Genomic DNA, 20,551 nt, shown 5'->3' with positions numbered 1-20,551 from the left:
TCGATGGGAGGAGCGGGGGAGCCCGGGCGGGCCGGGCGATGCCGGCGGCCTGCAGGCATCAAGCAAGAACGAAGCCCGCCTTGCACGGGCTTCGGAAAAAGGTCAGGCGGCCACGGCCTCCTTGAGCACCTTGGGCGCCCAGGGCTTGTTGGGCATGCCCAGGGCATCGGCCTGGCGTTTCTCGTAGGCCAGGAACTCGGGTGTGATCGAGCTGCCGCGCACGCCGCCGCGCAGGGCGCCGGCCCGGCCGTCGATGAAGTAGACCTCCCAGTCCTCGGGCAGCGGCTGCGAGCCGGGCACGGCCAGCCACAGGCGCAGCAGGTGGCGCTTGAGGTCGGGCTCCTCGAAGTCCTCGAAGGCGGTGCGCGAATGCAGGATCACGAAGTTGTTGAGCAGCTGCAGGTCGCCGCGTTCGAGCTCCATGCCGAAGCAGAGCTTGTCGCTGGCCATCAGTTCTTCGAGCAGGTCGATGGCTTCGAGCTGCTGCGGCGTCAGGCGCGGGATCTCGGGGAAGTCGCGCAAGGCGCCGTCGATGTTCTTGCGGTTGGTGCGGCCGCAGAAGAATTCGCCCTGCTGTCCGAAGATGGGCAGCGGATAGAAGGGCGGCTGGCTGGCGTCCTGCGTGCCCTGGTAGGTGTGGAAGAAGGGCTGTTCCAGCACGGCCAGCAGGTCGGGCCGCAGGCGCTGTACCTCGTCGCGCAGGGCGATGGTGCTGACCACCTTGCTGCTGCCGCCGGACTTGGCGGTGCGCCGGCAGATCAGTGCGACGACGTCGCAGGAATCGGTATGGAAATCGAGCTTGGCATTGGTGTTGTAGCCGCGGCCGCCCTTGACCTTGTAGGAGCCGCCGGCATCACGCACATCGTTGATGAACTCGCTGGCGCGGTTCTGCGTGCGGCCCACGCCCATGTACAGGCCCAGGCCCCAGTAGGCCAGGCGGGTCTCGGTTTCGGTCCAGTCGTCCGTGGGAAAGCCCTTCAACAGGCACATGCCCCAGCGCTGCTGGGTGGTGGCGATGGCCTGGCGCAGCAGGGCCTGGGTGGCGGGGCCAGGGGGAAGTCGGCCTGCACCATGTCGAGCAGGGGTTTGTCCAGGGCGGCGGCATGGCGCAGGGCGGCACGCACGTCGTCGGCCTGGGCGGCGTCCAGGCGCAGAATCCAGGACGGGTCGGCCTGTGCCTCGGCGGCGGTCCAGGCTTGCGGGCGGGTGGCGAGGGTCATATCTCTTGGCTTTCGAATGGAGCTTGCGGGCTGGTGCCAAAAGTCTAGGCAGCCTGCCCCATCCGGCCTAGCTCGGTGTTTTGACCCCCCACATCAAAGTTATTGAATGAAGCTGGAGAACTTCGAGGCCCTGGACGCCATCCTGCGCTGCGGCAGTTTCGCCGTGGCCGCGCGCGAGCTGCAGCTCACGCCCAGCGCCATCAGCATGCGCATGAAGCAGCTGGAGCTGTACGTGGGCCGGCCCCTCTTCGACCGCTCCGGCGCGCAGCCCCGGCCGATGCCGCTGGCAGAAGAGATCGCGGCGCTGGCGCGGCCGATGCTGGGCGGCCTGAAGGCCCTGCGCAAGGGCAATGGGCTGGCGGTGGAGGGCACGCTGCGCATCGGTGTGATCGAGCAGATGCAGCCCCTGCTGCTGCCCGGCATGGTGCGCACCCTGCGCGAACGCCATCCGCGCCTGCAGCTGCTGCTGTCGCGCGGCAGCTCCACCCAGCTGACAGCCTCGGTCAAGGCCGGCGAGATCGATGCCGGCCTGGTCGGCCGCCAGGCCGACGAGGGCGCCGCCTCGCACCTGCGCTGGGACGACCTGCTGCGCCTGGAGCTGGTGCTGATCGCCCCGCCCGAGAGCACCGAGGCCACGCCCGCCGCGCTGTTCCAGCGCTACGAATGGATCCGCTACGACCGCCAGACGGCCACTGGCGCCGTGGCCGCGCGCTACGTGGCCGGCCAGGTGGGCGACATCCGCGGCACGCTGGAGGCGGGCAGCCCGGCGGCCATCGTCGCCATGGTCAGCGCGGGGCTGGGGGTGTCGGTGCTGCAGGTGGCCGATCCGGCGCTGCTCAAGGCCCATCCGGTGCGGGTGCTGCCGCTGGGCGCGGACGCGCCCTTCGTGCAGGTCTCGCTGGTCAGCCGCAAGCTCGACGGCGACAGCCGGGCGCTGGAGGCGCTGCGCGAGGCCATGCACCAGGCGCTGGGCTGAGCGGCTGGGCCGGCGCGGCGCAGGCGCATATCCACTAACATGCAGCCCGCTTCCCGCCCCAAACACATGGCCACCCAGAAAACGCCCGAAGTCGACCGTTCCGTTGCAGCCGTCGAGCGCACCCTGTCCATCCTGGATGCCTTCCTGCAGAAGGACGGTCCGCTCAAGCTCAAGGACCTGGAAGACCGCACCGGCCTGTTCCGCAGCGTCATCCTGCGCTACATGCTCACGCTGGAGTCCATGCACTATGTGCACCGCCGCGCCGACGGCCGCTACCAGCTCGGCTCGCGCCTCTACCAGCTGGGGCAGAGCTACGAGAAGGGCTTCGAACTCTCCTCCTACGTGCTGCCGGTGCTCACCCGCATCGTCGAGCTGACCAGCGAGAGCGCCTCCTTCTACGTGCGCGAGGGCGAGACCCGGCTGTGCCTGTACCGCCAGGATTCGCCGCACGCCCTGCGTGTCAGCGTGAACGCCGGCCGGGTCGTGCCGCTGAACGAAACCTCCACCGACCAGGTGCTGCGCGACTTCGCCGAGGGCCAGGGCTATCCGGCCGAGGACCCGGGCAGCATCGTGCGCCAGTCCGCCGGCATCCTGGACGAATGGTCGGCCTCCATCTCCGCGCCGGTGCTGGGGCAGGATGCCCAGCTGGTCGGCGCCCTCACCATCTCCGGCCCCAAGCTGCGTTTCGACGTGCAGGACCCTGCCGTGCGCAAGCTGCTGCTGCAGCAGGCCCTGGGCCTGGCCTCGCTGCTCGGCTGCCCGCGGGTACCGCGCCTGGACTGAGCCGGCGCAGCTTTTCCGCAACCGTTCCGATGCACCACGGCCGGGCCCGAAAGCCCTGGCGTGGTGCAAACACGCGTGCATTTCCGCGGCACGGGGCGCATGCTGCCGCGCCCCGGCCGGCCACGCCCTGGCACAGGGTTTGCACGCATCATGTTTTTTCATACGCTACGTATGAAATTGATAAGCTCTCGCTCACAACCACTGAAGGACCCGACACATGACCCGTTCCCTCTCCGGCTTCCTGCGCTCCGGCCTGACCGTCGCCGTCGCCGCCCTGGCCTTCGCCGGCACCGCCCATGCCGACCGCCTGAAGGACATCCAGTCCCGCGGCACCCTGGTCTGCGCCACCCTGTCGGGCTCCGAGCCGCTGGCCTTCCAGGACCCGGCCACCCGCCAGTACGTCGGTTTCGACGTGGACACCTGCGCCGCCGTCGCCAAGCACCTGGGCGTGAAGATGGAACACAAGCCGGTGACCGTGGAAGCGCGTATCCCCGAGCTGGGCCTGGGCCGCGTGGACCTGGTCGCCGCCGCCCTGGGCTACACCAAGGAGCGCGCCGAGCAGATCGCCTTCACCTCCTCGCACTACCAGATCCCGCTGAAGATCATGGTCGCCACCAACTCCGGCATCACCAAGTTCGCCGACCTGGCCGGCAAGAAGATCAGCGCCAACAAGGGTTCCACCCCCGAGCTCTACACCCGCCGCGCCATCCCCGCCGCCGAGGTCGTGACCTTCCAGGACAGCCCCACCGCCTTCCTCGCCCTGTCGCAGGGCAAGGCCCAGGGCTTCGCCATCGCCCAGGCCTCGGGCGTGCGTTTCGTCAACGAATCGGGCGGCAAGTTCAAGTTCCTCGACGAAACCCTGGCCTACGAAGCCACCGCGCTTGGCGTGAAGAAGGGCGAGCCCGAGCTGCTGGCCGCCGTGAACAAGGCCCTGGCCGAGATGGAAGCCTCCGGCGAGCTGGATGCGATGTGGACCAAGTGGTACGGCCCGCAGACCAAGTACAACATCCCGCGCGACAAGAAGCTCACGCCCATCTCGGCGCTGTAAGCCGCCAGCCTTCGAAGCACGCATGCTATCCCTGGACTTCTCCGCGATCCTGCAAGGACGCTATCTCGACTGGCTGATCGCCGGCGCGGCCAAGACCCTGATGCTGTTCGCGGCCTCCTGGCTCATCGGCTTCCTGCTGTCGCTGCTGATCGCCGCGGCGCGGTCCTCGGGCCTGCGTGCGCTGCAGGCGGCCTCGGCCGCCTTCGTCGGCTACCACCGCAACGTGCCGGGGCTGGTGCAGCTCTTCATCTGGTACTTCGGCGTGCCGCAGCTGCTGCCCGAAGCCTGGCAGCAGTGGATCAACGCCACCGGCAGCGAGTTCATCTTCGCCACGCTGGCGCTGTCGCTGAACGCCGCCGCCTACATGTCGGAAGACCTGCGCAGCGGCATCCGCTCGCTGCCGCCCTCGCAGCTGGAAGCGGCGCGGGCGCTGGGCCTGAGCTACGCCTCAGCCATGCGCAAGGTGATCCTGCCGCAGGCGCTGAAGGTGGCGGTGCCGCCGCTCATCAACCAGTCGCTCGGCCTCTTCAAGTCCACCAGCCTGGCCATGGCCATCGGCGTGGCCGAGATGACCTATGCCAGCCACCAGGTGGAGAACGAGAGTTTCCGCACCTTCGAGGCCTTCGCCATCGCCTCCCTCTTCTACTGGACCTTCTCCTTCCTCATCATGGGCCTGGGCCACGTCTGGACCCGCCGCCTGAGCGCACGGGGAGCCCGCTGACATGGCCGACATTCTCCAGATCCTGCACGACTACGGCCTGCTGCTGCTGGTCGGCCAGTACCCGCAAGGCCCGCTGGGCGGCCTGGCGCTGACGCTGTGCCTGGCCGTGGCCGGGCTTTGCCTGTCCTTCCCGCTGGCGGTGCTGGTGGGCATGGCCCGCACCAGCAGCAACAAGGCGATCTACCTGCCGGTCTCCACCCTGGTCCATGCGATCCGCGGGCTGCCGGTGCTGATGATCATCTTCTGGGCCTACTTCGTGGTGCCCATCGTCACCGGCACCAGCGTGTCGGCCGTCACCACCGTGGTCTGCGCGCTGGTGGTCTACGAACTGGCCTTCATGGGCGAGGTGGTGCGCGCCGGCATCCAGGCCATCCCCAAGGGCCAGATCGAGGCCGCGCGTTCGCTGGGCCTCAACGGCTTCGGCGTGATGCGCCGCATCGTGCTGCCGCAGGCGCTCTACCAGATGCTGCCGAGCATCCTCAACCAGTTCATCAACCTGATCAAGAACACCTCGCTCGGCTACATCATCAGCGTCAACGAACTGACCTACTCGGCCTACCAGATCAACGCCCAGTTGCTCACCAAGCCCTTCCAGGTCTACGCCATCCTGGCGGTGACCTATTTCCTCATCTGCTGGTCGCTGGGCCTGTGCATGTCGCGCCTGGAAAAGCGCATCCATGCCCGCCGCAACCAGCGCGGCCTGGCGGCGAGCCCGGCCCTCTAGGAGCGCATGAACATGATCCAGTTCGAAAACGTCGAGAAATGGTATGGCGACTACAAGGCGCTGACGCAGATCGACGAAACCGTCGCCAAGGGCGAGGTGGTGGTGGTGTGCGGGCCCTCGGGCTCGGGCAAGTCCACCCTGATCCGCACCATCAACCGCCTGGAGCCGATCGACAAGGGCCGCATCACGGTCAACGGCGTGGACATCCACGGCAGCAAGGTCAAGGTCAACCAGCTGCGCAGCGAGATCGGCTTCGTGTTCCAGAGCTTCAACCTCTTCCCGCACATGAGTGTGCTGAAGAACCTGATGCTGGCGCCGATGGACGTGCGCCGCGTGGGCAGCGGCGAGGCGCGCGACCGCGCCATGGCCCTGCTGGAGAAGGTGGGCATGGCGCACAAGGCCGAGGCCTATCCGGCGCAGCTTTCGGGCGGCCAGCAGCAGCGCGTGGCCATCGCCCGTGCGCTGGCCATGCAGCCGCCGGTGATGCTGTTCGACGAACCCACCAGCGCGCTCGACCCCGAGATGGTCGGCGAGGTGCTGCAGGTGATGAAGCAGCTGGCCCAGGAGGGCATGACCATGGTGTGCGTGACCCACGAGATGGGCTTCGCCCGCGAGGTGGCCGACCGCATCGTCTTCATGGACCAGGGCGCGGTGCTCGAACGCGCCACGCCGCAGGAGTTCTTCCACCAGCCGCAGCATCCGCGCGCGCAGAAGTTCGTGGCCGACATCCGGCACTGAACCTTTCTTCTTTTTCCCAGTCGTTCTTCTTCAGGTCTCACCGTGTCCTTCATCGCCTCCACGCTCAGCCGCATCAAACCTTCGAGCACCATCGCCGCCACCCAGCGCGCCCGTGACCTCGCCGCCCAGGGCCGCGACATCGTCGCCCTCAGCGCCGGCGAGCCCGACTTCGACACGCCCGAGAACATCAAGCAGGCCGCCATCCGCGCCATCGCCGAGGGCAAGACCAAGTACCCGCCGGTCAGCGGCATCCCGGCGCTGCGCGAGGCCATCGTGGGCAAGTTCCAGCGCGAGAACGGCCTGAGCTACACCCCCCAGCAGACCATGGTCAGCACCGGCGGCAAGCAGGTGATCTCCAACGCCCTGCTGGCCACGCTGGACCCGGGCGACGAGGTCGTCATCCCCACGCCCTACTGGGTGAGCTACCCCGAGCTGGTGGCGCTGTGCAACGGCGTGCCGGTGTTCGCCGAGACCTCGGCGGCCAGCAACTTCAAGCTGACGCCGGAAGTCCTGGACAAGGCGATCACGCCGAAGACCAAGTGGCTGATCCTGAACTCGCCCTCCAACCCCAGCGGCGCCGCCTACACCCGCGAAGAGCTGAAGGCCCTGGCCGAGGTGCTGCTGCGCCATCCGCACGTCTGGGTGCTGGCCGACGACATCTACGAACACCTGGTCTACGACGGCTTCGAGTTCACCACCATCGCCCAGGTCGAGCCCGCGCTGATGGACCGCACGCTGACCATGAACGGCGTCTCCAAGGCCTACGCCATGACCGGCTGGCGCCTGGGCTACGGGGCCGGCCCGCTGCAGCTGATGAAGGCCATGGATTCGATCCAGGGCCAGCTCACCTCCGGCTGCTGCAGCATCTCGCAATGGGCGGCGGTGGAAGCGCTGAACGGTCCGCAGGACTTCCTGGCCGAACGCCGCGAAGTCTTCCGCGAACGCCGCGACATGGTGGTCTCCATGCTCAACGCCGCCGACGGCATCAGCTGCCGCACGCCCGAGGGCGCCTTCTATGTCTTCGCCTCCTGCGCCGAGGTGCTGGGCAAGCGCAGCCCGAACGGCGTGGTGCTGCACGACGACACCACCTTCGCCACCGAGCTGCTCAATGCCCAGGGCCTGGCCATCGTGCAGGGCAGCGCCTTCGGCATGGGTGGACACTTCCGCCTGTCCTATGCTGCGGCCACCGAACAGCTGACCGACGCCTGCCAGCGTGTGCAGCGCTTCTGCGCCAGCCTGACCTGATCGATTTCCAGACCACCATCCCAGAAAGCTTTCCATGAGCCAGCTCCCCGAAGTCATCCGCGAATTCGAACGTGTCTCGCCCGAAGTCGTGGCCCAGGCGCGCACCTTCCAGGCGGCCATCCTGTCGGACGTGTCCGGCCGCCGCGGCACCATGCATTCGCGGGTGGCGCCGGTGGAGATGAACATGGTCGCGGCCGGCCCGGCCTTCACCGTCGAAGTGCGCCCTGGCGACAACCTGATGATTCACATGGCCATCTCGCTCGCCAAGCCCGGCGACGTGCTGGTGATCGACGGCAAGGGCGACCAGACGGCCGCGCTGATGGGCACGCTGATGCTCAGCGCTTGCAAGAAGCTGAACCTCGGCGGCGTGATCGTCGACGGCGCCATCCGCGACCGGCTGGAGCTGCTGGACCTGGGCTTTCCGGTCTTCTCGGCAGGCTTCAATCCTGCCGGCCCGACCAAGTACGTGCCTGGCCGCATCAACCACCCGATCTCCGCCGGCGGCACCGTGGTCAACCCCGGTGACCTGGTGGTGGCCGATGCCGACGGCGTGGTCGTGATCGAGCGCCTGAAGGCGCCCGCCATGATGGCCCTGGCGGTGAAGAAGGTGGCCGACGAGGCCGCCCGCATCGAGGCCATCGCCCGCGGCGAGATCGAGTCCAAGTGGCTGCCGGCCGCCCTGCGCGCCGCCGGTGTGCTGAAGGACGGCGAGTCGATCTGAGCGGAGCGGCAAAGATGAACGCGAACCAGATCGACACACCGGTCCCTCACTCGGTAGGCCTGAACCGGCCGGCGGTGCAGGTGCCGCCGAACGCATGCGACAGCCACATGCATATCTTCGATCCGCGGTTCGCGCCATCGCCGCACTGGACCCGCACCCCGCCGGTGGCCGACGTGGCCATCTACCGCCGGCTGCAGCAGCGCCTGGGCACCCGCCGCACGGTGGTGGTCACGCCCTCCACCTACGGCATCGACAACCGCTGCACGCTCGATGCCCTGGCCGCCTTCGGCGAGCAGGCGCGCGGCGTGGCGGTGGTGCCGCAGGAGGTGGGCGAGGCCGAGCTGCAGTCGCTGGCCGAACAGCGTGTTCGCGGCCTGCGGGTGAACTTCGTGACCGCGCAGTCCTGGGGCACGACCACACCCCGGATGCTGCAGACGCTGGCGGCCAAGGTCGCGCCGCTGGGCTGGCATATCCAGGTGTTCGCCCATGCGGCGCAGCTGATGGAGCTGCTGCCCGTTCTGCAGGGCCTGCCGGTGCCTTTGGTGATCGACCACATGGGCCGCATCGATGCCGCCATCGGTGTGGACAGTGATGCCTTCCGTGCGGTGCGCGGCCTGCTCGATGCGGGCAACACCTGGATGAAGCTCTCGGGCGCCTACATGGAATCGACCGCCGGCGGGCCGACCTATGCCGACCGCGACGCGGTGGGCCGCGCGCTGCTCGAAGCCGCGCCCGAACGCATGGTCTGGGGCAGCGACTGGCCGCACACCACCCAGCCGAAGGAAAGCGTCAACGACGCCGACCTGCTGGAGTTGCTGCGCCGCTGGTGCCCCAGCCAGGCGGTGTTCGAACGCATCCTGGTCGACAACCCGCAGGCGCTCTACGGTTTCTAGACCAGCACCACCGGCGGCACTGCCGGGGCCTGGAGCCCCAGCGTGCGGCACATGGTGCGCCGGGTGTTGGTGAAATGCGGCCGCACCCGGCTGCTCCAGGCCGAGGCGCGCACCGCCAGCCAGGGCGGCGAGCCCAGGGTTTCCTGGCTCACCAGGTCGTAGCAGGCCAGGGACAGCGGGCCGTGGTCGTGGTTGAGCAGCCGGGCCGCCCGCACGCAGCCGGGCACCGAGGCCAGGCCGGGCATGTGTTCGCTGTCGTACCAGCGCAGCAGCTCCTCGCGCCAGCCGTCTTCCGGATCCATCTCCACCACGTAGTGGAAGCTGGGCCGTTCGTCCAGGCTGGCGCCCGAGCGCTCGAAGGCCCTTTCCAGCCGGGAGACGCGGGCCAGGGCATCGGCCGGCAGGGCCAGCGAAAAGGCATCGAGCACCGGCTGCAGCGCCGTGCCGTGCATGGACTGGCGCGCCGGCAGCACCAGGTAGCCGTACGCATCGCCGGTGTCTGGCGACCAGGCCGTGCGCTGCACATGGCTGGCCGGCCAGCGCTGGCGGGCTGCGCTGTTGGCGGCTTCGCAGGCGGCGTGAAAGCCCTGTGCGCCGGCCTCGTCTAGGCGGGCCTGCAGCAGGAGGAGATCGGTGTTCTGGAGCATGGATAAGAGGCCTAGTCGGCCTTGATGTTCTTGGCCCGCACCACGCGGCCCCATTTCTCGCTGTCCTGCTTGAGCAGGGCCGCGAGTTCGGCGGGCGAGGACGGCGCGGGCTCCGCGCCGGAGGCCGACAGCCGGCCGCGCACACCCTCGTCGCCCAGGGTCTTGCGCAGCGCCGCGCTCACCCGTTCGATCTCGGCCGGCGGCACCGCCCGGCCGGCGAAGACGGCATACCAGTTGTCCGAATCCACGCCGGGCACACCCATCTCGGCGAAGGTCTTCACCTCGGGCAGCAGGGGATGGCGGTGGCTGGCGGCCAGGCCGATGGGCCGGAGCTTGCCGGTCTTGATGAAGGGCAGCAGGCCCGGGATGTCGCCGAAGAAGCCGTTGACATGGCCGGCGATCACATCGGTGATGGCCGGCGCCGCGCCCTTGTAGGGCACATGCAGCAAGGGCGCCTTGCCCGCGTCGGCCAGCAGCTCCATCGCCAGGTGCGGCACGCTGCCGGTGCCGGAGGAGGCCAGGGTCAGCGGCTGCTTCGACTGGCGCGCGGCGGCCACGAAATCGGCGCCCGTCTTCCAGGGCGCGTCGGCCGGCACCACCAGCACCTCGACGTTGCGCACCACCAGGCCCACCGGCTGCAGGTCCTTCTGCATGTCGTAGGCCAGCTTGTCGTAGAGCGAGGGGTTGATGGCGACCGCCCCCACGCTGGTCAGCCAGAGGGTGTTGCCGTCCGGCGGGGCATGCGAGACGTATTCGGCGGCGATGGCGCCGTTGGCCCCGGCGCGGTTCTCGATGATGACCTGGTGGCCCAGCTCCTTGCCCAGCTGTTCGGCCACGGTGCGGGCCACGAAGTCCACCGGCCCGCCGGGCGGGAAGGCCACCACCAGGCGGGTGATCCTGCCGCTCTGGGCCCGTGCGCTGCCGCCCAGCGCCAGGCCGGCCGCCAGGGCGCAGAGGCCACGGCGCGAGATGTGGTGGTGGCTCATGTCTTGTCTCCTGTTCTTGTCTCGTGTCGCGCCGCGCTCAGGCCGGCCGCAAGGGCTCGAAGCGGTAGAAGGCCGCCGGGTTGCGCACCAGCAGCAGTTCGCGCAGGCCCGCATCGGGCGCGATGTCCGGCAGCAGCTCGACCAGCGCCGCGTCGTCGGGCACATGGGTGTGGTTGGGATGCGGCCAGTCGCTGCCCCAGAAGCAGCGCTCGGGGAACTCCTCCACCAGGATGCGGGCCAGGGCCACGCCCTGGGGATAGCTGTCCTGCGTGGCGATGCGGTCCACGCCGCTCACCTTCACCCGGAACAGCGGGTTGCGCAGCAGGGCCCGCAGGGCGATGAAGTCGGCATGCTGCGGCCCCTGCGCCGCATCGACCCGGCCGATATGGTCGATCACCACCGGCACCGCGCTGCGCGCCAGGATGGGCCCGAGGCCATGCACCATCGCGCTTTCGAAATGCACCTGCAGGTGCAGGCCCAGCGGCGCCAGGCGGCGGGTGAGCGCGATCACATCCTCCACCGGCGTGCCCGGCAGATGCGCCATGAAGTTGAAACGCACGCCGCGAAACCCCGCCCCGGCCAGCCGGGCCAGCTCGGCATCGGGCACATCGGCCGGCACCAGGGCGATGCCGAGGTAGCGGCCTTCGCCGGCCTCGATCGCATCCTCCACCACACGGTTGTCGAAGCCGTGCAGGGCGGTCTGCACGATCACGCAGCGCTCGATTCCCAGCACCCGGTGCAGGGCGAACAGCGATTCCTTCGGCGCATCCACCGGCGTGAAGCCTCGCTTATGCGCATACGGAAAACGCTCGCGCGGCCCGAACACATGCACATGGCTGTCGCAGCTGCCCGGCGGCGGCGTGAAGCTGGCGGCGCGGGGCTGGAGGTCGTAGGTGAGCACATCTGGCATGGGCAAATTGTCCGGCGCGCCGGCCCATCGTGCGATCCGTTCAGTGCATATGAGATAGTGGCTGAAGTTATGCCTGTCACCGAACCGCCTCAGGGAAAACCATGGACCTGACCCGCCTGCGCTACTTCGTCGCCGTCGTCGAGAGCGGCAGCTTCAGCCGGGCCGCCGCCGCGCTGCACCTGTCGCAGCCGGCACTCAGCCGCCAGGTGGGATTGCTGGAGGAGGAACTCGGCCAGCGCCTGCTGGTGCGCCACGGCCGCGGCGCCCTGGCCAACGAGGCCGGGCAGGCGCTGCTGGCCCATGCACGCGGCATCTTCGAGCTGGCCGACCGCGCCCAGGCCGACATGCACGAACGCCAGTCCAGCCCGCGCGGCCGGGTCACCGTGGGCCTGCCGCCGCGGGTGGCGCAGGTGCTGGCGGCCGACCTGATCGAGCGCTTTCGGCGCGAGTACCCGGAGGTGACGCTGACCGTGGTGGAGGCGCTGAGCATCCGCCTGCGCGAATGGATGGTGGCCGGCACGCTGGACATGGCCATCCTGTTCGACCCGCCCCCTTCGCCCCAGCTGCAGGACGAGACCCTGGCGCGCGAGGCCCTGCTGCTCTTCGGCCCCAAGCCGCTGCCGGCGCGGGTGAAGCTGGCCGACGTGGCGGCGCTGCCCCTGGTCATGCCCAGCGGGCCGAACGCGCTGCGCCAGCTGCTGGAGTCCAGCATGCGGCCGCGCGGCCTGGCGCTGGACATCGTGGCCGAGGTCGATTCGGTGCTGACCGTGCTTTCGCTGGTGGCGCGCGGCGTGGCCCACACCGTGCTGCCGATCAGCGCCATGGCGCTGTGGAACTATGCCCAGCCGCTGCACCATGCGGCCATCGTGGGACCTGCGATCCGCAACCGGCTGGCGCTGGTGATTCCCACCGCCCGGCCGGCCACCCGGCCGGCGCGGCTGGTGGCCGAACTGCTGCGCACCCTGGCGCGCAAGCACTACGCACCGAACGCTTCGTGACATCGCTTGCGCCGGCGCAGCCATCGGCCAGCGCAGCGCAACATGCCGGATGCAAACCGAGCGCTGCTGCATACCTGGGGGGAGCCGGCCCGCCGCAGAATCCGCCCTCCATGAAGTTCCCCCTGCCATTGCCCATCGCCCTGGCGCTGTGCCTGTCCCTGCCCGCCGGGGCCGGCGGGCTGCCCGGCCAGGAGCCGGTCTCGCTCGACTTCGACCATGCCGACATCGCCGCCGTGGCACGCACCCTCAACGCCATCACCCGGCGCAACATCGTGGTCGATCCGCGGGTCCAGGGCGCGCTCTCGCTGCATACCGACACGCCGGTCACGCCGGCGCAGGCCTGGGAGATGTTCGTCGGCGCCCTGCGCCTGTCGGGCTACAGCGTGGTGGCGTCGAACGGCCTCTACCGCATCGTGCAGGAGGCCGATGCCAAGCTGCTGTCCACCTCGGTGCTGGTGCCCGGCCAGCGGCCGGGCGGCGAGGCGATCGCCACCGAGGTGATGCGCCTGGACTACCAGGGCGCCAGCAACCTGCTGCCGGTGCTGCGGCCGCTGATCAGCCCCAACAACGTGATCAACGTCGATGCCGCCAACAACACGCTGGTGGTGACCGACTACACCAGCAACCTGGCGCGGCTGCGCACCCTGGTGGCGGCGCTGGACACGCCCAGCGCCACCGATGTGGAGGTGATCCCGCTGCGCAACACCACCGCCGCGGCCACGGCGGCGACGGTGCGCAAGCTCTCGGCGCTGTCGCGTGCGGCGGCCGACACGGGCACCCCCTCGGCGGCCACGCCCGGCGCCGCCGCGCAGCCGGCCGGCGCGGGCGCCGCCAGGTCCGCTGCCGATGCCTCCATCGTGGTGGACAGCCAGACCAACAGCCTGCTGGTGCGCGCCCAGAGCCGCGCCCAGCTGGCCGCCATCCGCGCCCTGGTGGCGCAGCTCGACCAGCCGCGCGAGGCCGGCAATGTGCGGGTGGTCTACCTGAAGAACGCCCAGGCCACGCGGCTGGCGCAGGTGCTGCGGGCGGCGTTCCCGGCCGAGGCGTCGGCGGAGCAGGGCGCTGCTTCGGCGCAGCGCGGCAGCGGGTCTTCCGGCGCCACGGCAGGGCTGAGCGGCGGCACGACCGCTTCCAGCGCCGACACCGCTTCCGCTTCGACCGCCGGCAGCAGCAAGGCCTCGGCCGCCACCACCTCCTCCGTCACCCCGGCCGGCCAGCCCACCACCGGCGGCGGCATCCAGGCCGATCCGGCCAGCAACGCGCTGATCATCACCGCGCCCGAGCCGCGGTTCCGGGAGATGCGGCCCATCATCGAGCAGCTCGACAGCCGGCGCGCCCAGCTCTATGTGGAATCGCTGGTGGTGGAGGTGGACGCGAGCAAGACGGTGGAGCTGGGCGTGCAGTGGTCGCAGCTCTTCGACATCAGCTCCAGCACCACGTTGACCCTGGGCACGGTGGCCAAGGCGCTGGAGTCGATGAGCGGCACCAACATCCTCTCCACCGCCAACGTGGTCACGCTGGACAACGAGGAGGCCAAGATCGTGGTGGGCCAGAACGTGCCCTACATCACCGGCTCGTACACGACCAGCACCAACTCCAACCCCTTCCAGACGGTGGAGCGCAAGGACGTGGGCATCACGCTCAGGCTGCGGCCGCAGATCGGGGAGAACGGCAATATCCGCATGTCGATCTACCAGGAGTCGTCCTCGGTGGCCTCGACCAGCACCACCTTGGGCCCGACGACCAACCAGCGCTCCATCGAATCGACGGTGACGGTGCAGGACGGCAAGATCATCGTGCTGGGCGGCCTGATCGAGGACCGCTACACCGACGAGGCCTACCGCCTGCCCTGGGTGGCCGATCTGCCCCTGGTGGGCGGCGTGTTCCGCAGTTTCGCCCGCTCGCGCAAGAAGACCAACCTGATCGTCTTCCTGCGGCCGGTGGCCTTGCGCGACGACGCGGCCATGGCCTCGATGACCATGGACCGGTACGACTACATCCGCGGGCAGCAGGCCGCCATGCCGCCGGACATCGGCAAGCTGCCGGGGAATTTCGTGGTTCCGCCGGTCATGCCCTGAAGCCGGGTGCCGCAGCGCCTAGGCCAGCCATCGCCCAGCCATGGCGGTGGCCGCGGACCGCGTCTCCACCCCCAGCTTCTCGAAGATGTGCTCCAGGTGCTTGTTCACCGTGCGCGGGCTCATGCCCAGGATGTCGGCGATGTCGCGATTGGTCTTGCCCTTGGCCAGCCAGGACAGCACCTCGGTCTCGCGCGGCGTCAGCGGCACGTCCGGCTGGCGCGGCGGCGAGACCGCATCCATGCGTTCGCTGCGCAGCAGCAGCATGGCCTCGGAGAAACCGCTCTCGCCCATGTGGCGCGCCGCCAGCCGCCGCCCGGCGCCCAGCGCGGTGCAAGCCTCCTCGCCCACCCGCACCGATTGCAGCCAGCCGCCCCGCGCTTCGACCGCCGGGCCGGCGAAAGCCTCGTCCAGCCAGCGCGCGGCCTGCGGCGATTGCCAGGCCACCCGCCCCAGCGCATCCAGCACCACCGTGCCCATGCCCGCCACGTCCACCGCCTCGCGCGCCAGCCGCGCGGCCTGGGCGTTGCGCACATGGGTGGCCAGGCGCGCCAGCACCTCGGGTATGCGCAGGGGCTTGACGACATAGTCCACCCCGCCGCTGGCGAAGCCCTGCAGGATCTGCTCGGTCTCCGACAGCCCGGTCATGAACAGCACCGGCACATGCGACCAGGCCGGCATGGCCTTGAGCCGGCGGCACAGGGCGAAGCCGTCGATGCCCGGCATCACCGCATCCAGCAGCACGCCGTCGGGCACGGTGATCTCGAAACGCTGCAGGGCCTCCTCGGCATCGCGCGCCACCAGCACGGCATAGCCGGCGCCGGCCAGGGCGTCGCTCACCATGCGCAGGGTGTCCAGGGCGTCGTCCACCACCAGGATCACCCGGCGCGCATCGGCGGCGGGCAGGGGGGCGGGCGCTGCATGGGGCTGGTCGATCGCGTTCATGGGTCGGTCTCGGTTTCCGTCTCGTTGTCGGTGTCTTCGGCCTCGCGCAGCAGCCGGGCCAGGGTCTCGAAATCGAAGCGGTCGGCGCAGTCCTGCAGCAGGCGCAGGGCCTGGGCATGCCGCGGCCACCGGGCCTGCGCCTGGCGCAGGCTCTCGCGCAGTTCGGCGGCCTGGCCCAGGCGGGCCAGGCGGGCGAGGTTCTCGCGCAGCTCCTCGGGCAGGGCCGACAGCAGGGCGCCGGACGGCGCGGGCGGCTGCGGCGCCAGTTCCTGCGGCATCGGCTCGCGCACCCATTCCAGCGCCAGTGCCCGCTCCAGCGCCGACAGCAGTTCCGATTCGATCACCGGCTTGCCAACGAAGCCCTGGCACTGCAGCCGCGCCAGCTGGTCCGACTGCGCATCGAAGAGATTGGCCGACACGAAGACGATGGGCAGCCGTTCGGCCGGCAGGATCTGGCGCAGGCGGGCGGCGGTCTGCCAGCCGTCGAGGTCGTCCATGGTGATGTCGAGCAGTACCAGGTCGGGCGGCTCGTGGCGCACGATCTCCAGGCATTCGCTGCCGCTGGCCGCCTCGCGCACCACGAAGCCCAGCGGCACCAGCAGGCCGGCCAGCAGCTGGCGCTGCAGGGGCTGGTCGTCCACCACCAGCAGGGTGCGGCGCGGCGCGAGGTAGCCCACCACCGGCCGCAGCACGGCCGAAGGCGGGCGCTGCCCCGGCCCGTCGATGGCCACGCCCGGCAGGTACAGCCGCACGGTGAAGGTGCTGCCCTGGCCGGGCTCGCTCTGCAGCGTGAGCTGGCCGCCCATCAGCTCGGTCAGCAGGTGGGTGATGGTCAGGCCGAGGCCGGTGCCCGCCTCGCTGGCGCGGCGGCCGGCGCTGCCGCGCTCGAAGGGCAGGAAGATGCGCTCCTGGTCTTGCGGTGCGATGCCGATGCCGGTGTCTATCACCTCGATGCGCGCCACATGGTGGTGGAAGTCCAGCCGCAGCGTCACCGCGCCCTGGTCGGTGAAACGCACCGCATTGGCCAGCAGGTTGATCAGGATCTGCCGCAGCCGCTTGGCATCCGCTCTGATCCAGGCCGGCGCCGGCCCTTCCACCAGCACCGAGAAGCGCAGGGCCTTGGCTTCGGCCTGCGGCCGCATCATGCGCTCCACGTTGTCCAGCAGTTCGGCCAGCGGCACCGGCACCGGGTCCAGCCGCAGCCGGCCGGCCTCGATGCGCGCCAGTTCCAGCGAGCCGTCGATCAGCGCATGCATGTGCTGGCCGCTGTGCTGCATGGTGGCCAGCGTCTCGCGCAGCCAGCCGTCCACCTGCGGGTTCTTCAGCAGGATCTGCGAATAACCCAGGATGCTGTTGAGCGGCGAACGCAGCTCGTGTGTCATGCCGGCCACGTAGCGCGTCTTGGCCTGGTTGGCCGATTCGGCCAGGTCCTTGGCCGACTGCAGGGCGGCGTCGGTGCGGCGGTGGGCGTCGATCTCCTGCAGCAGCAGCTGGGTCTGGCGCTCGGACTCGTCCTGCGCCATGCGCCGGCTGTCGCTCGACAGCACCACCCACCAGGCGCAGACGGCGGCCATCAGCGCCATCAGCGAGAACACCTTGAGGAAGGGCCAGCGCAGGAACTGGGCGGGGGTCTCCAGGCTCTCCTGCACATAGACCACGCCCACCAGGAAGGCCATCACCGCCGTCAGCGACAGCAGGATCACCAGGTACTGCCCCAGCCGGAAATTCACCCGCAGCCCCCAGCGCTTGGGCAGCAGCCAGGCCATCGCCAGGCGGATCTGGTCGGAGGCGCGGGCGTTGGTCTTGCAGCGGTCGTGGCAGCGCGATTCCAGCGAGCAGCACAGGGAGCAGATGGCCGCGGCATAGGCCGGGCAGCGCGCCATGTCCTCGGATTCGAACTGCTTCTCGCAGACGGCGCAGCGCACCAGCTCGCCCGGCTGCCATCCGGTGGCCGGATCGCGCGCCAGGTAGTAGCACCCCTTCGTGGCCCAGGCCAGCAGCGGCGCCAGCGCCATCGACAGGCCGAGTGCGATGAAGGGCGAGAAGGCAGCCGCCGTCCCGCCCAGCCAGCCCACATGGGCGCAGCAGGCCACGATGGCCGCCAGCACCATCGCGCCCAGCCCCACCGGGTTGAAGTCGTACAGATGCGCCCGCCGGAACTCGATATGCGGCGGCGACAGCCCCAGCGGCTTGTTGATGACGAGGTCCGCCACCAGCGCCCCCACCCAGGCGATGGCCACATTGCTGTAGAAGGCCAGCACCTTCTCCAGCGCGCCGAACACATCGAGTGTCATCAGCAGCGTGGCGATGCCCACGTTGAACACCAGCCACACCACCCGCCCCGGATGGCTGCGGGTGATGCGCGCGAAGAAGTTCGACCAGGCCAGCGACCCCGCATAGGCATTGGTCACATTGATCTTCACCTGCGAGACCAGCACGAAGACCACGGTCAGCGCCAGCGCCACCCCCGGCAGGCCCACCGCCTGGGTGAAGCCCGCCAGGAACATCTGCGTGGGCTCGGCCGCCCGGTGCGGATCCACCTGGAACTGCAGCGCCGCGAAGGCCAGGAAGGCCCCGGCCGCCATCTTCAGCATGCCCATGAAGACCCAGCCCGGCCCGGCCACGATCAGCGCCGCCCACCAGCGCCAGTGGTTGTCCCGGGTGCGCTCGGGCAAAAAGCGCAGGAAGTCCACCTGCTCGCCGATCTGCACCACCAGCGAGAAGATCACCGCCGTGGCCGCACCGAACATGAGCGCGTCGAAACCCGCGCTGCCGCTGCGCAGCCCCGACAGCCCCGCCACGTCGCGGTAGAGCTGCGGCTGGTTCAGGAAGATCCACACGAAGGGCAGGAACAGCAGGAACAGCCACACCGGCTGCGTCCACGCCTGCATGCGCGAGATGAAGGTGATGCCCCGTATCGCGATCGGCAGCACCACCACCGAGCAGGCCACATAGCACCAGACCAGCGGCCAGTCCACCACCATGCGCAGGGCCAGCGCCATGATGGCCGCCTCCAGCGCGAAGAAGATGAAGGTGAACACCGCGTAGATCAGCGAGGTGATGGTCGAGCCCAGGTAGCCGAAGCCGGCGCCGCGGGTCAGCAGGTCCATGTCCAGCCCGTAGCGCGCCGCGTAGTAGGCGATCGGCAGGCCGGTCAAAAAGATCACGATGCCCACGCACAGGATCGCCCACATCGCGTTGGCGAATCCGTAGTTCAGCGCGATGGTGCCGCCGATGGCCTCCAGCGCCAGGAAGGACAGCGAGCCGAAGGCGGTGTTGGCCACCCGGAACTCGCTCCAGCGCCGGAAGCGCTTGGGTGTGTAGCGCAGGGCGTAGTCCTCCATGGTCTCGTCGGCGACCCAGGAGTTGTAGTCGCGGCGGAACCGGAAGATGGTCTGCGTGCCCCGGGCGGCGGGCGCATGGGCGTTGGCGCGGTCGGTGGATGCCATGTCCAAAAGCGCATGCAAGAAACGTGGGAACCCGGCAAATGTCCTACGCAACCGTGCGTACGCCACCTACGTCAAACAACGTATGGGTCATCTCCAGGGCTTTCCCTAACCTTCGCGGCAGCCCGGCGCCACACGCCGATTCGTCCCCCCGACCGCAGCAGGAAAACCCTCCATGACTTCCCGTTTCGACGCCTCCGACGCCCCCGAATCCAGCCGCCGCCGCCTGCTCCAGGCGTTGGGCGCCGCCTCCGTGGCCGGCCTGCCCAGCTTCTCGCACGCCCAGGCCACCTCGGCGGTCAACACCACCAAGCTGGCGGTCACCGACACCGAAGTCACCGTGGGCCAGCTGCACTCGGCCACCGGCACCATGGCCATCTCCGAGACCGGCTCCATCCAGGCCGAGCAGCTCGCCATCGACCAGATCAACGCCATGGGCGGCGTGCTCGGCCGCAAGATCAAGGTCATCAAGGAAGACGGCGCCTCCGACTGGCCCACCTTCGCCGAGAAGGCCAAGAAGCTGCTCATCAGCGACCACTGCGCCGCCGTCTTCGGCTGCTGGACCAGCGCCTCGCGCAAGGCGGTGCTGCCGGTCTTCGAGAAGGAAAACGGCCTCTTGTACTACCCCACCTTCTACGAAGGCCTGGAGCAGTCCAAGAACGTGATCTACACCGGCCAGGAAGCCACCCAGCAGATCCTCTACAGCCTGGACTGGGCCAAGAAGGAGAAGAACGCCAAGAGCTTCTTCCTCATCGGCTCGGACTACATCTGGCCGCGCACCTCGATGAAGATCGCCCGCAAGCACATCGAGAACTTCCAGAAGGGCAAGGTCGTCGGCGAGGAGTACTACCCGCTGGGCAGCACCAACTTCGGCTCCCTGATGAACAAGATCAAGGTGCAGAAGCCCGACTGCCTGTTCGTGGCCGTGGTCGGCGGCTCCAACGTGGCCTTCTACAAGGCGCTCAAGGCCGCCGGCATCACCGGCGACAAGCAGCTGCTGGTGACGCTGGCCGTCACCGAGGACGAGATGACCGGCGTGGGCGGCGAGAACTTCAAGGGCTTCTACTCGTCCATGAAGTACTTCCAGAGCCTGGACAACGACAACAACAAGAAGTTCGTCGAAGCCTTCAAGGCCAAGTACGGCCCCAACTCGGTGATCGGCGACGTGACCCAGGCGGGCTACCTCGGCCCCTGGCTGTGGAAGGCCGCGGTGGAAAAGGCCAAGAGCTTCGACGTGGACAAGGTGGTCGCCGCCTCGCCCGGCATCGAACTGAAGACCGCGCCCGAGGGCTATGTGAAGCTCGACGCCAACCACCACCTGTGGAGCAAGTCGCGCATCGCGCAGGGCCAGGCCGACGCCACCTTCAAGGTCGTATCGGAATCGCCCGACCTGATCAAGCCGGACCCGTTCCCCAAGGGCTACCAGTAAGTCTCCCCACGGCCCACCCCGTGGGCCGTGCCTTCCTTGATTCGAC

General features: G+C 69.2%; 19 protein-coding genes. 12 read left to right on the top strand and 7 right to left on the bottom strand.

The window, feature by feature from the left end:
* Positions 1-102: 102 nt before the first annotated feature.
* Together GT347_RS11425 and GT347_RS27510 are read right to left on the bottom strand one after the other, a co-directional pair.
* On the bottom strand, positions 103-990 hold the full coding sequence (locus tag GT347_RS11425; protein WP_229722839.1) for a TauD/TfdA family dioxygenase: 888 nt from the start codon (positions 988-990) through the stop codon (positions 103-105).
* The gene (locus GT347_RS27510; RefSeq protein ID WP_229722838.1) at positions 978-1,220 is read right to left on the bottom strand and encodes a hypothetical protein; all 243 of its coding nucleotides are present in this window, start codon (positions 1,218-1,220) and stop codon (positions 978-980) included. The genes GT347_RS11425 and GT347_RS27510 overlap by 13 nt, the downstream gene beginning before the upstream one ends.
* A 106-nt stretch (positions 1,221-1,326) precedes the next feature.
* Between GT347_RS27510 and GT347_RS11420 the strand changes: the two genes are divergently transcribed.
* The 9 genes from GT347_RS11420 to GT347_RS11380 all read left to right on the top strand — a co-directional run bounded on the left by GT347_RS11420 (position 1,327) and on the right by GT347_RS11380 (position 9,069).
* On the top strand, positions 1,327-2,196 hold the full coding sequence (locus tag GT347_RS11420) for a LysR family transcriptional regulator (protein ID WP_160552069.1): 870 nt from the start codon (positions 1,327-1,329) through the stop codon (positions 2,194-2,196).
* Positions 2,197-2,262: 66 nt separating this feature from the next.
* Positions 2,263-2,979: an IclR family transcriptional regulator gene (locus GT347_RS11415; protein WP_160552068.1), complete on the top strand. Its 717-nt coding sequence runs from the start codon at positions 2,263-2,265 to the stop codon at positions 2,977-2,979.
* 217 nt (positions 2,980-3,196) lie between these two features.
* Entirely contained in the window at positions 3,197-4,027 is an 831-nt protein-coding gene (locus GT347_RS11410; RefSeq protein WP_160552067.1) for an ABC transporter substrate-binding protein, read from the top strand.
* Between the two features lie 22 nt (positions 4,028-4,049).
* On the top strand, positions 4,050-4,748 hold the full coding sequence (locus GT347_RS11405) for an amino acid ABC transporter permease (protein ID WP_160552066.1): 699 nt from the start codon (positions 4,050-4,052) through the stop codon (positions 4,746-4,748).
* A gap of 1 nt (position 4,749) precedes the next feature.
* Entirely contained in the window at positions 4,750-5,472 is a 723-nt protein-coding gene (locus GT347_RS11400) for an amino acid ABC transporter permease (RefSeq protein ID WP_160552065.1), read from the top strand.
* Positions 5,473-5,484: 12 nt separating this feature from the next.
* On the top strand, positions 5,485-6,210 hold the full coding sequence (locus GT347_RS11395; protein ID WP_160552064.1) for an amino acid ABC transporter ATP-binding protein: 726 nt from the start codon (positions 5,485-5,487) through the stop codon (positions 6,208-6,210).
* 42 nt (positions 6,211-6,252) lie between these two features.
* A complete protein-coding gene (locus GT347_RS11390; protein ID WP_160552063.1) occupies positions 6,253-7,455 on the top strand; it encodes a pyridoxal phosphate-dependent aminotransferase in 1,203 nt (400 codons plus the stop codon).
* A gap of 34 nt (positions 7,456-7,489) precedes the next feature.
* Positions 7,490-8,176 (top strand): RraA family protein, encoded by a 687-nt coding sequence (locus GT347_RS11385; protein ID WP_160552062.1) that lies wholly within the window; start codon positions 7,490-7,492, stop codon positions 8,174-8,176.
* A 14-nt stretch (positions 8,177-8,190) separates the two neighbouring features.
* The gene (locus GT347_RS11380) at positions 8,191-9,069 is read left to right on the top strand and encodes an amidohydrolase family protein (RefSeq protein ID WP_160552061.1); all 879 of its coding nucleotides are present in this window, start codon (positions 8,191-8,193) and stop codon (positions 9,067-9,069) included.
* Here GT347_RS11380 and GT347_RS27505 read toward each other — a convergent pair.
* Genes GT347_RS27505 through GT347_RS11365 form a run of 3 tightly spaced genes read right to left on the bottom strand, consistent with a single transcriptional unit; the run spans position 9,066 to position 11,612 of the window.
* On the bottom strand, positions 9,066-9,716 hold the full coding sequence (locus GT347_RS27505; RefSeq protein ID WP_229722837.1) for a hypothetical protein: 651 nt from the start codon (positions 9,714-9,716) through the stop codon (positions 9,066-9,068). The genes GT347_RS11380 and GT347_RS27505 overlap by 4 nt on opposite strands.
* Before the next feature lie 11 nt (positions 9,717-9,727).
* Positions 9,728-10,702: a Bug family tripartite tricarboxylate transporter substrate binding protein gene (locus GT347_RS11370; protein WP_160552060.1), complete on the bottom strand. Its 975-nt coding sequence runs from the start codon at positions 10,700-10,702 to the stop codon at positions 9,728-9,730.
* A 37-nt stretch (positions 10,703-10,739) separates the two neighbouring features.
* Positions 10,740-11,612 carry an amidohydrolase family protein gene (locus GT347_RS11365; protein ID WP_160552059.1) on the bottom strand — a complete coding sequence of 291 codons (873 nt, stop codon included), beginning with the start codon at positions 11,610-11,612 and terminating at the stop codon, positions 10,740-10,742.
* A 101-nt stretch (positions 11,613-11,713) separates the two neighbouring features.
* On the opposite strand from GT347_RS11365, the gene GT347_RS11360 reads away from it, so the two are divergent.
* Both GT347_RS11360 and GT347_RS11355 read left to right on the top strand, forming a co-directional pair.
* A complete protein-coding gene (locus GT347_RS11360; RefSeq protein WP_160552058.1) occupies positions 11,714-12,610 on the top strand; it encodes a LysR substrate-binding domain-containing protein in 897 nt (298 codons plus the stop codon).
* A gap of 110 nt (positions 12,611-12,720) precedes the next feature.
* Complete coding sequence (locus GT347_RS11355; protein WP_160552057.1) at positions 12,721-14,688, top strand: secretin N-terminal domain-containing protein; 1,968 nt, start codon at positions 12,721-12,723, stop codon at positions 14,686-14,688.
* Between the two features lie 18 nt (positions 14,689-14,706).
* On the opposite strand, the gene GT347_RS11350 is transcribed toward GT347_RS11355, so the two are convergent.
* Both GT347_RS11350 and GT347_RS11345 read right to left on the bottom strand, forming a co-directional pair.
* Entirely contained in the window at positions 14,707-15,630 is a 924-nt protein-coding gene (locus GT347_RS11350; RefSeq protein WP_160552056.1) for a response regulator transcription factor, read from the bottom strand.
* A complete protein-coding gene (locus GT347_RS11345; RefSeq protein ID WP_160552055.1) occupies positions 15,627-19,079 on the bottom strand; it encodes a hybrid sensor histidine kinase/response regulator in 3,453 nt (1,150 codons plus the stop codon). Before GT347_RS11345 ends, GT347_RS11350 begins: the two co-directional genes overlap by 4 nt.
* Positions 19,080-19,251: 172 nt before the next feature.
* On the opposite strand from GT347_RS11345, the gene urtA reads away from it, so the two are divergent.
* Entirely contained in the window at positions 19,252-20,505 is a 1,254-nt protein-coding gene (gene urtA, locus GT347_RS11340; protein ID WP_160552054.1) for an urea ABC transporter substrate-binding protein, read from the top strand.
* Positions 20,506-20,551 lie beyond the last annotated feature (46 nt).

This window comes from Xylophilus rhododendri (assembly GCF_009906855.1).
Lineage (GTDB): Bacteria > Pseudomonadota > Gammaproteobacteria > Burkholderiales > Burkholderiaceae_C > Xylophilus > Xylophilus rhododendri.
Note: the sequence above shows the minus strand (reverse complement) of the source record. Positions and strands in the feature narration are given on the sequence as shown.

Coding starts and splice junctions, on each gene's coding strand:
- GT347_RS11425 (WP_229722839.1), bottom strand. CDS start 990: ATGTGCCTGTTGAAGGGCTTTCCCACGGACGACTGGACCGAAACCGAG.
- GT347_RS27510 (WP_229722838.1), bottom strand. CDS start 1,220: ATGACCCTCGCCACCCGCCCGCAAGCCTGGACCGCCGCCGAGGCACAG.
- GT347_RS11420 (WP_160552069.1), top strand. CDS start 1,327: ATGAAGCTGGAGAACTTCGAGGCCCTGGACGCCATCCTGCGCTGCGGC.
- GT347_RS11415 (WP_160552068.1), top strand. CDS start 2,263: ATGGCCACCCAGAAAACGCCCGAAGTCGACCGTTCCGTTGCAGCCGTC.
- GT347_RS11410 (WP_160552067.1), top strand. CDS start 3,197: ATGACCCGTTCCCTCTCCGGCTTCCTGCGCTCCGGCCTGACCGTCGCC.
- GT347_RS11405 (WP_160552066.1), top strand. CDS start 4,050: ATGCTATCCCTGGACTTCTCCGCGATCCTGCAAGGACGCTATCTCGAC.
- GT347_RS11400 (WP_160552065.1), top strand. CDS start 4,750: ATGGCCGACATTCTCCAGATCCTGCACGACTACGGCCTGCTGCTGCTG.
- GT347_RS11395 (WP_160552064.1), top strand. CDS start 5,485: ATGATCCAGTTCGAAAACGTCGAGAAATGGTATGGCGACTACAAGGCG.
- GT347_RS11385 (WP_160552062.1), top strand. CDS start 7,490: ATGAGCCAGCTCCCCGAAGTCATCCGCGAATTCGAACGTGTCTCGCCC.
- GT347_RS11380 (WP_160552061.1), top strand. CDS start 8,191: ATGAACGCGAACCAGATCGACACACCGGTCCCTCACTCGGTAGGCCTG.
- GT347_RS27505 (WP_229722837.1), bottom strand. CDS start 9,716: ATGCTCCAGAACACCGATCTCCTCCTGCTGCAGGCCCGCCTAGACGAG.
- GT347_RS11370 (WP_160552060.1), bottom strand. CDS start 10,702: ATGAGCCACCACCACATCTCGCGCCGTGGCCTCTGCGCCCTGGCGGCC.
- GT347_RS11365 (WP_160552059.1), bottom strand. CDS start 11,612: ATGCCAGATGTGCTCACCTACGACCTCCAGCCCCGCGCCGCCAGCTTC.
- GT347_RS11360 (WP_160552058.1), top strand. CDS start 11,714: ATGGACCTGACCCGCCTGCGCTACTTCGTCGCCGTCGTCGAGAGCGGC.
- GT347_RS11355 (WP_160552057.1), top strand. CDS start 12,721: ATGAAGTTCCCCCTGCCATTGCCCATCGCCCTGGCGCTGTGCCTGTCC.
- GT347_RS11350 (WP_160552056.1), bottom strand. CDS start 15,630: ATGAACGCGATCGACCAGCCCCATGCAGCGCCCGCCCCCCTGCCCGCC.
- GT347_RS11345 (WP_160552055.1), bottom strand. CDS start 19,079: ATGGCATCCACCGACCGCGCCAACGCCCATGCGCCCGCCGCCCGGGGC.
- urtA (WP_160552054.1), top strand. CDS start 19,252: ATGACTTCCCGTTTCGACGCCTCCGACGCCCCCGAATCCAGCCGCCGC.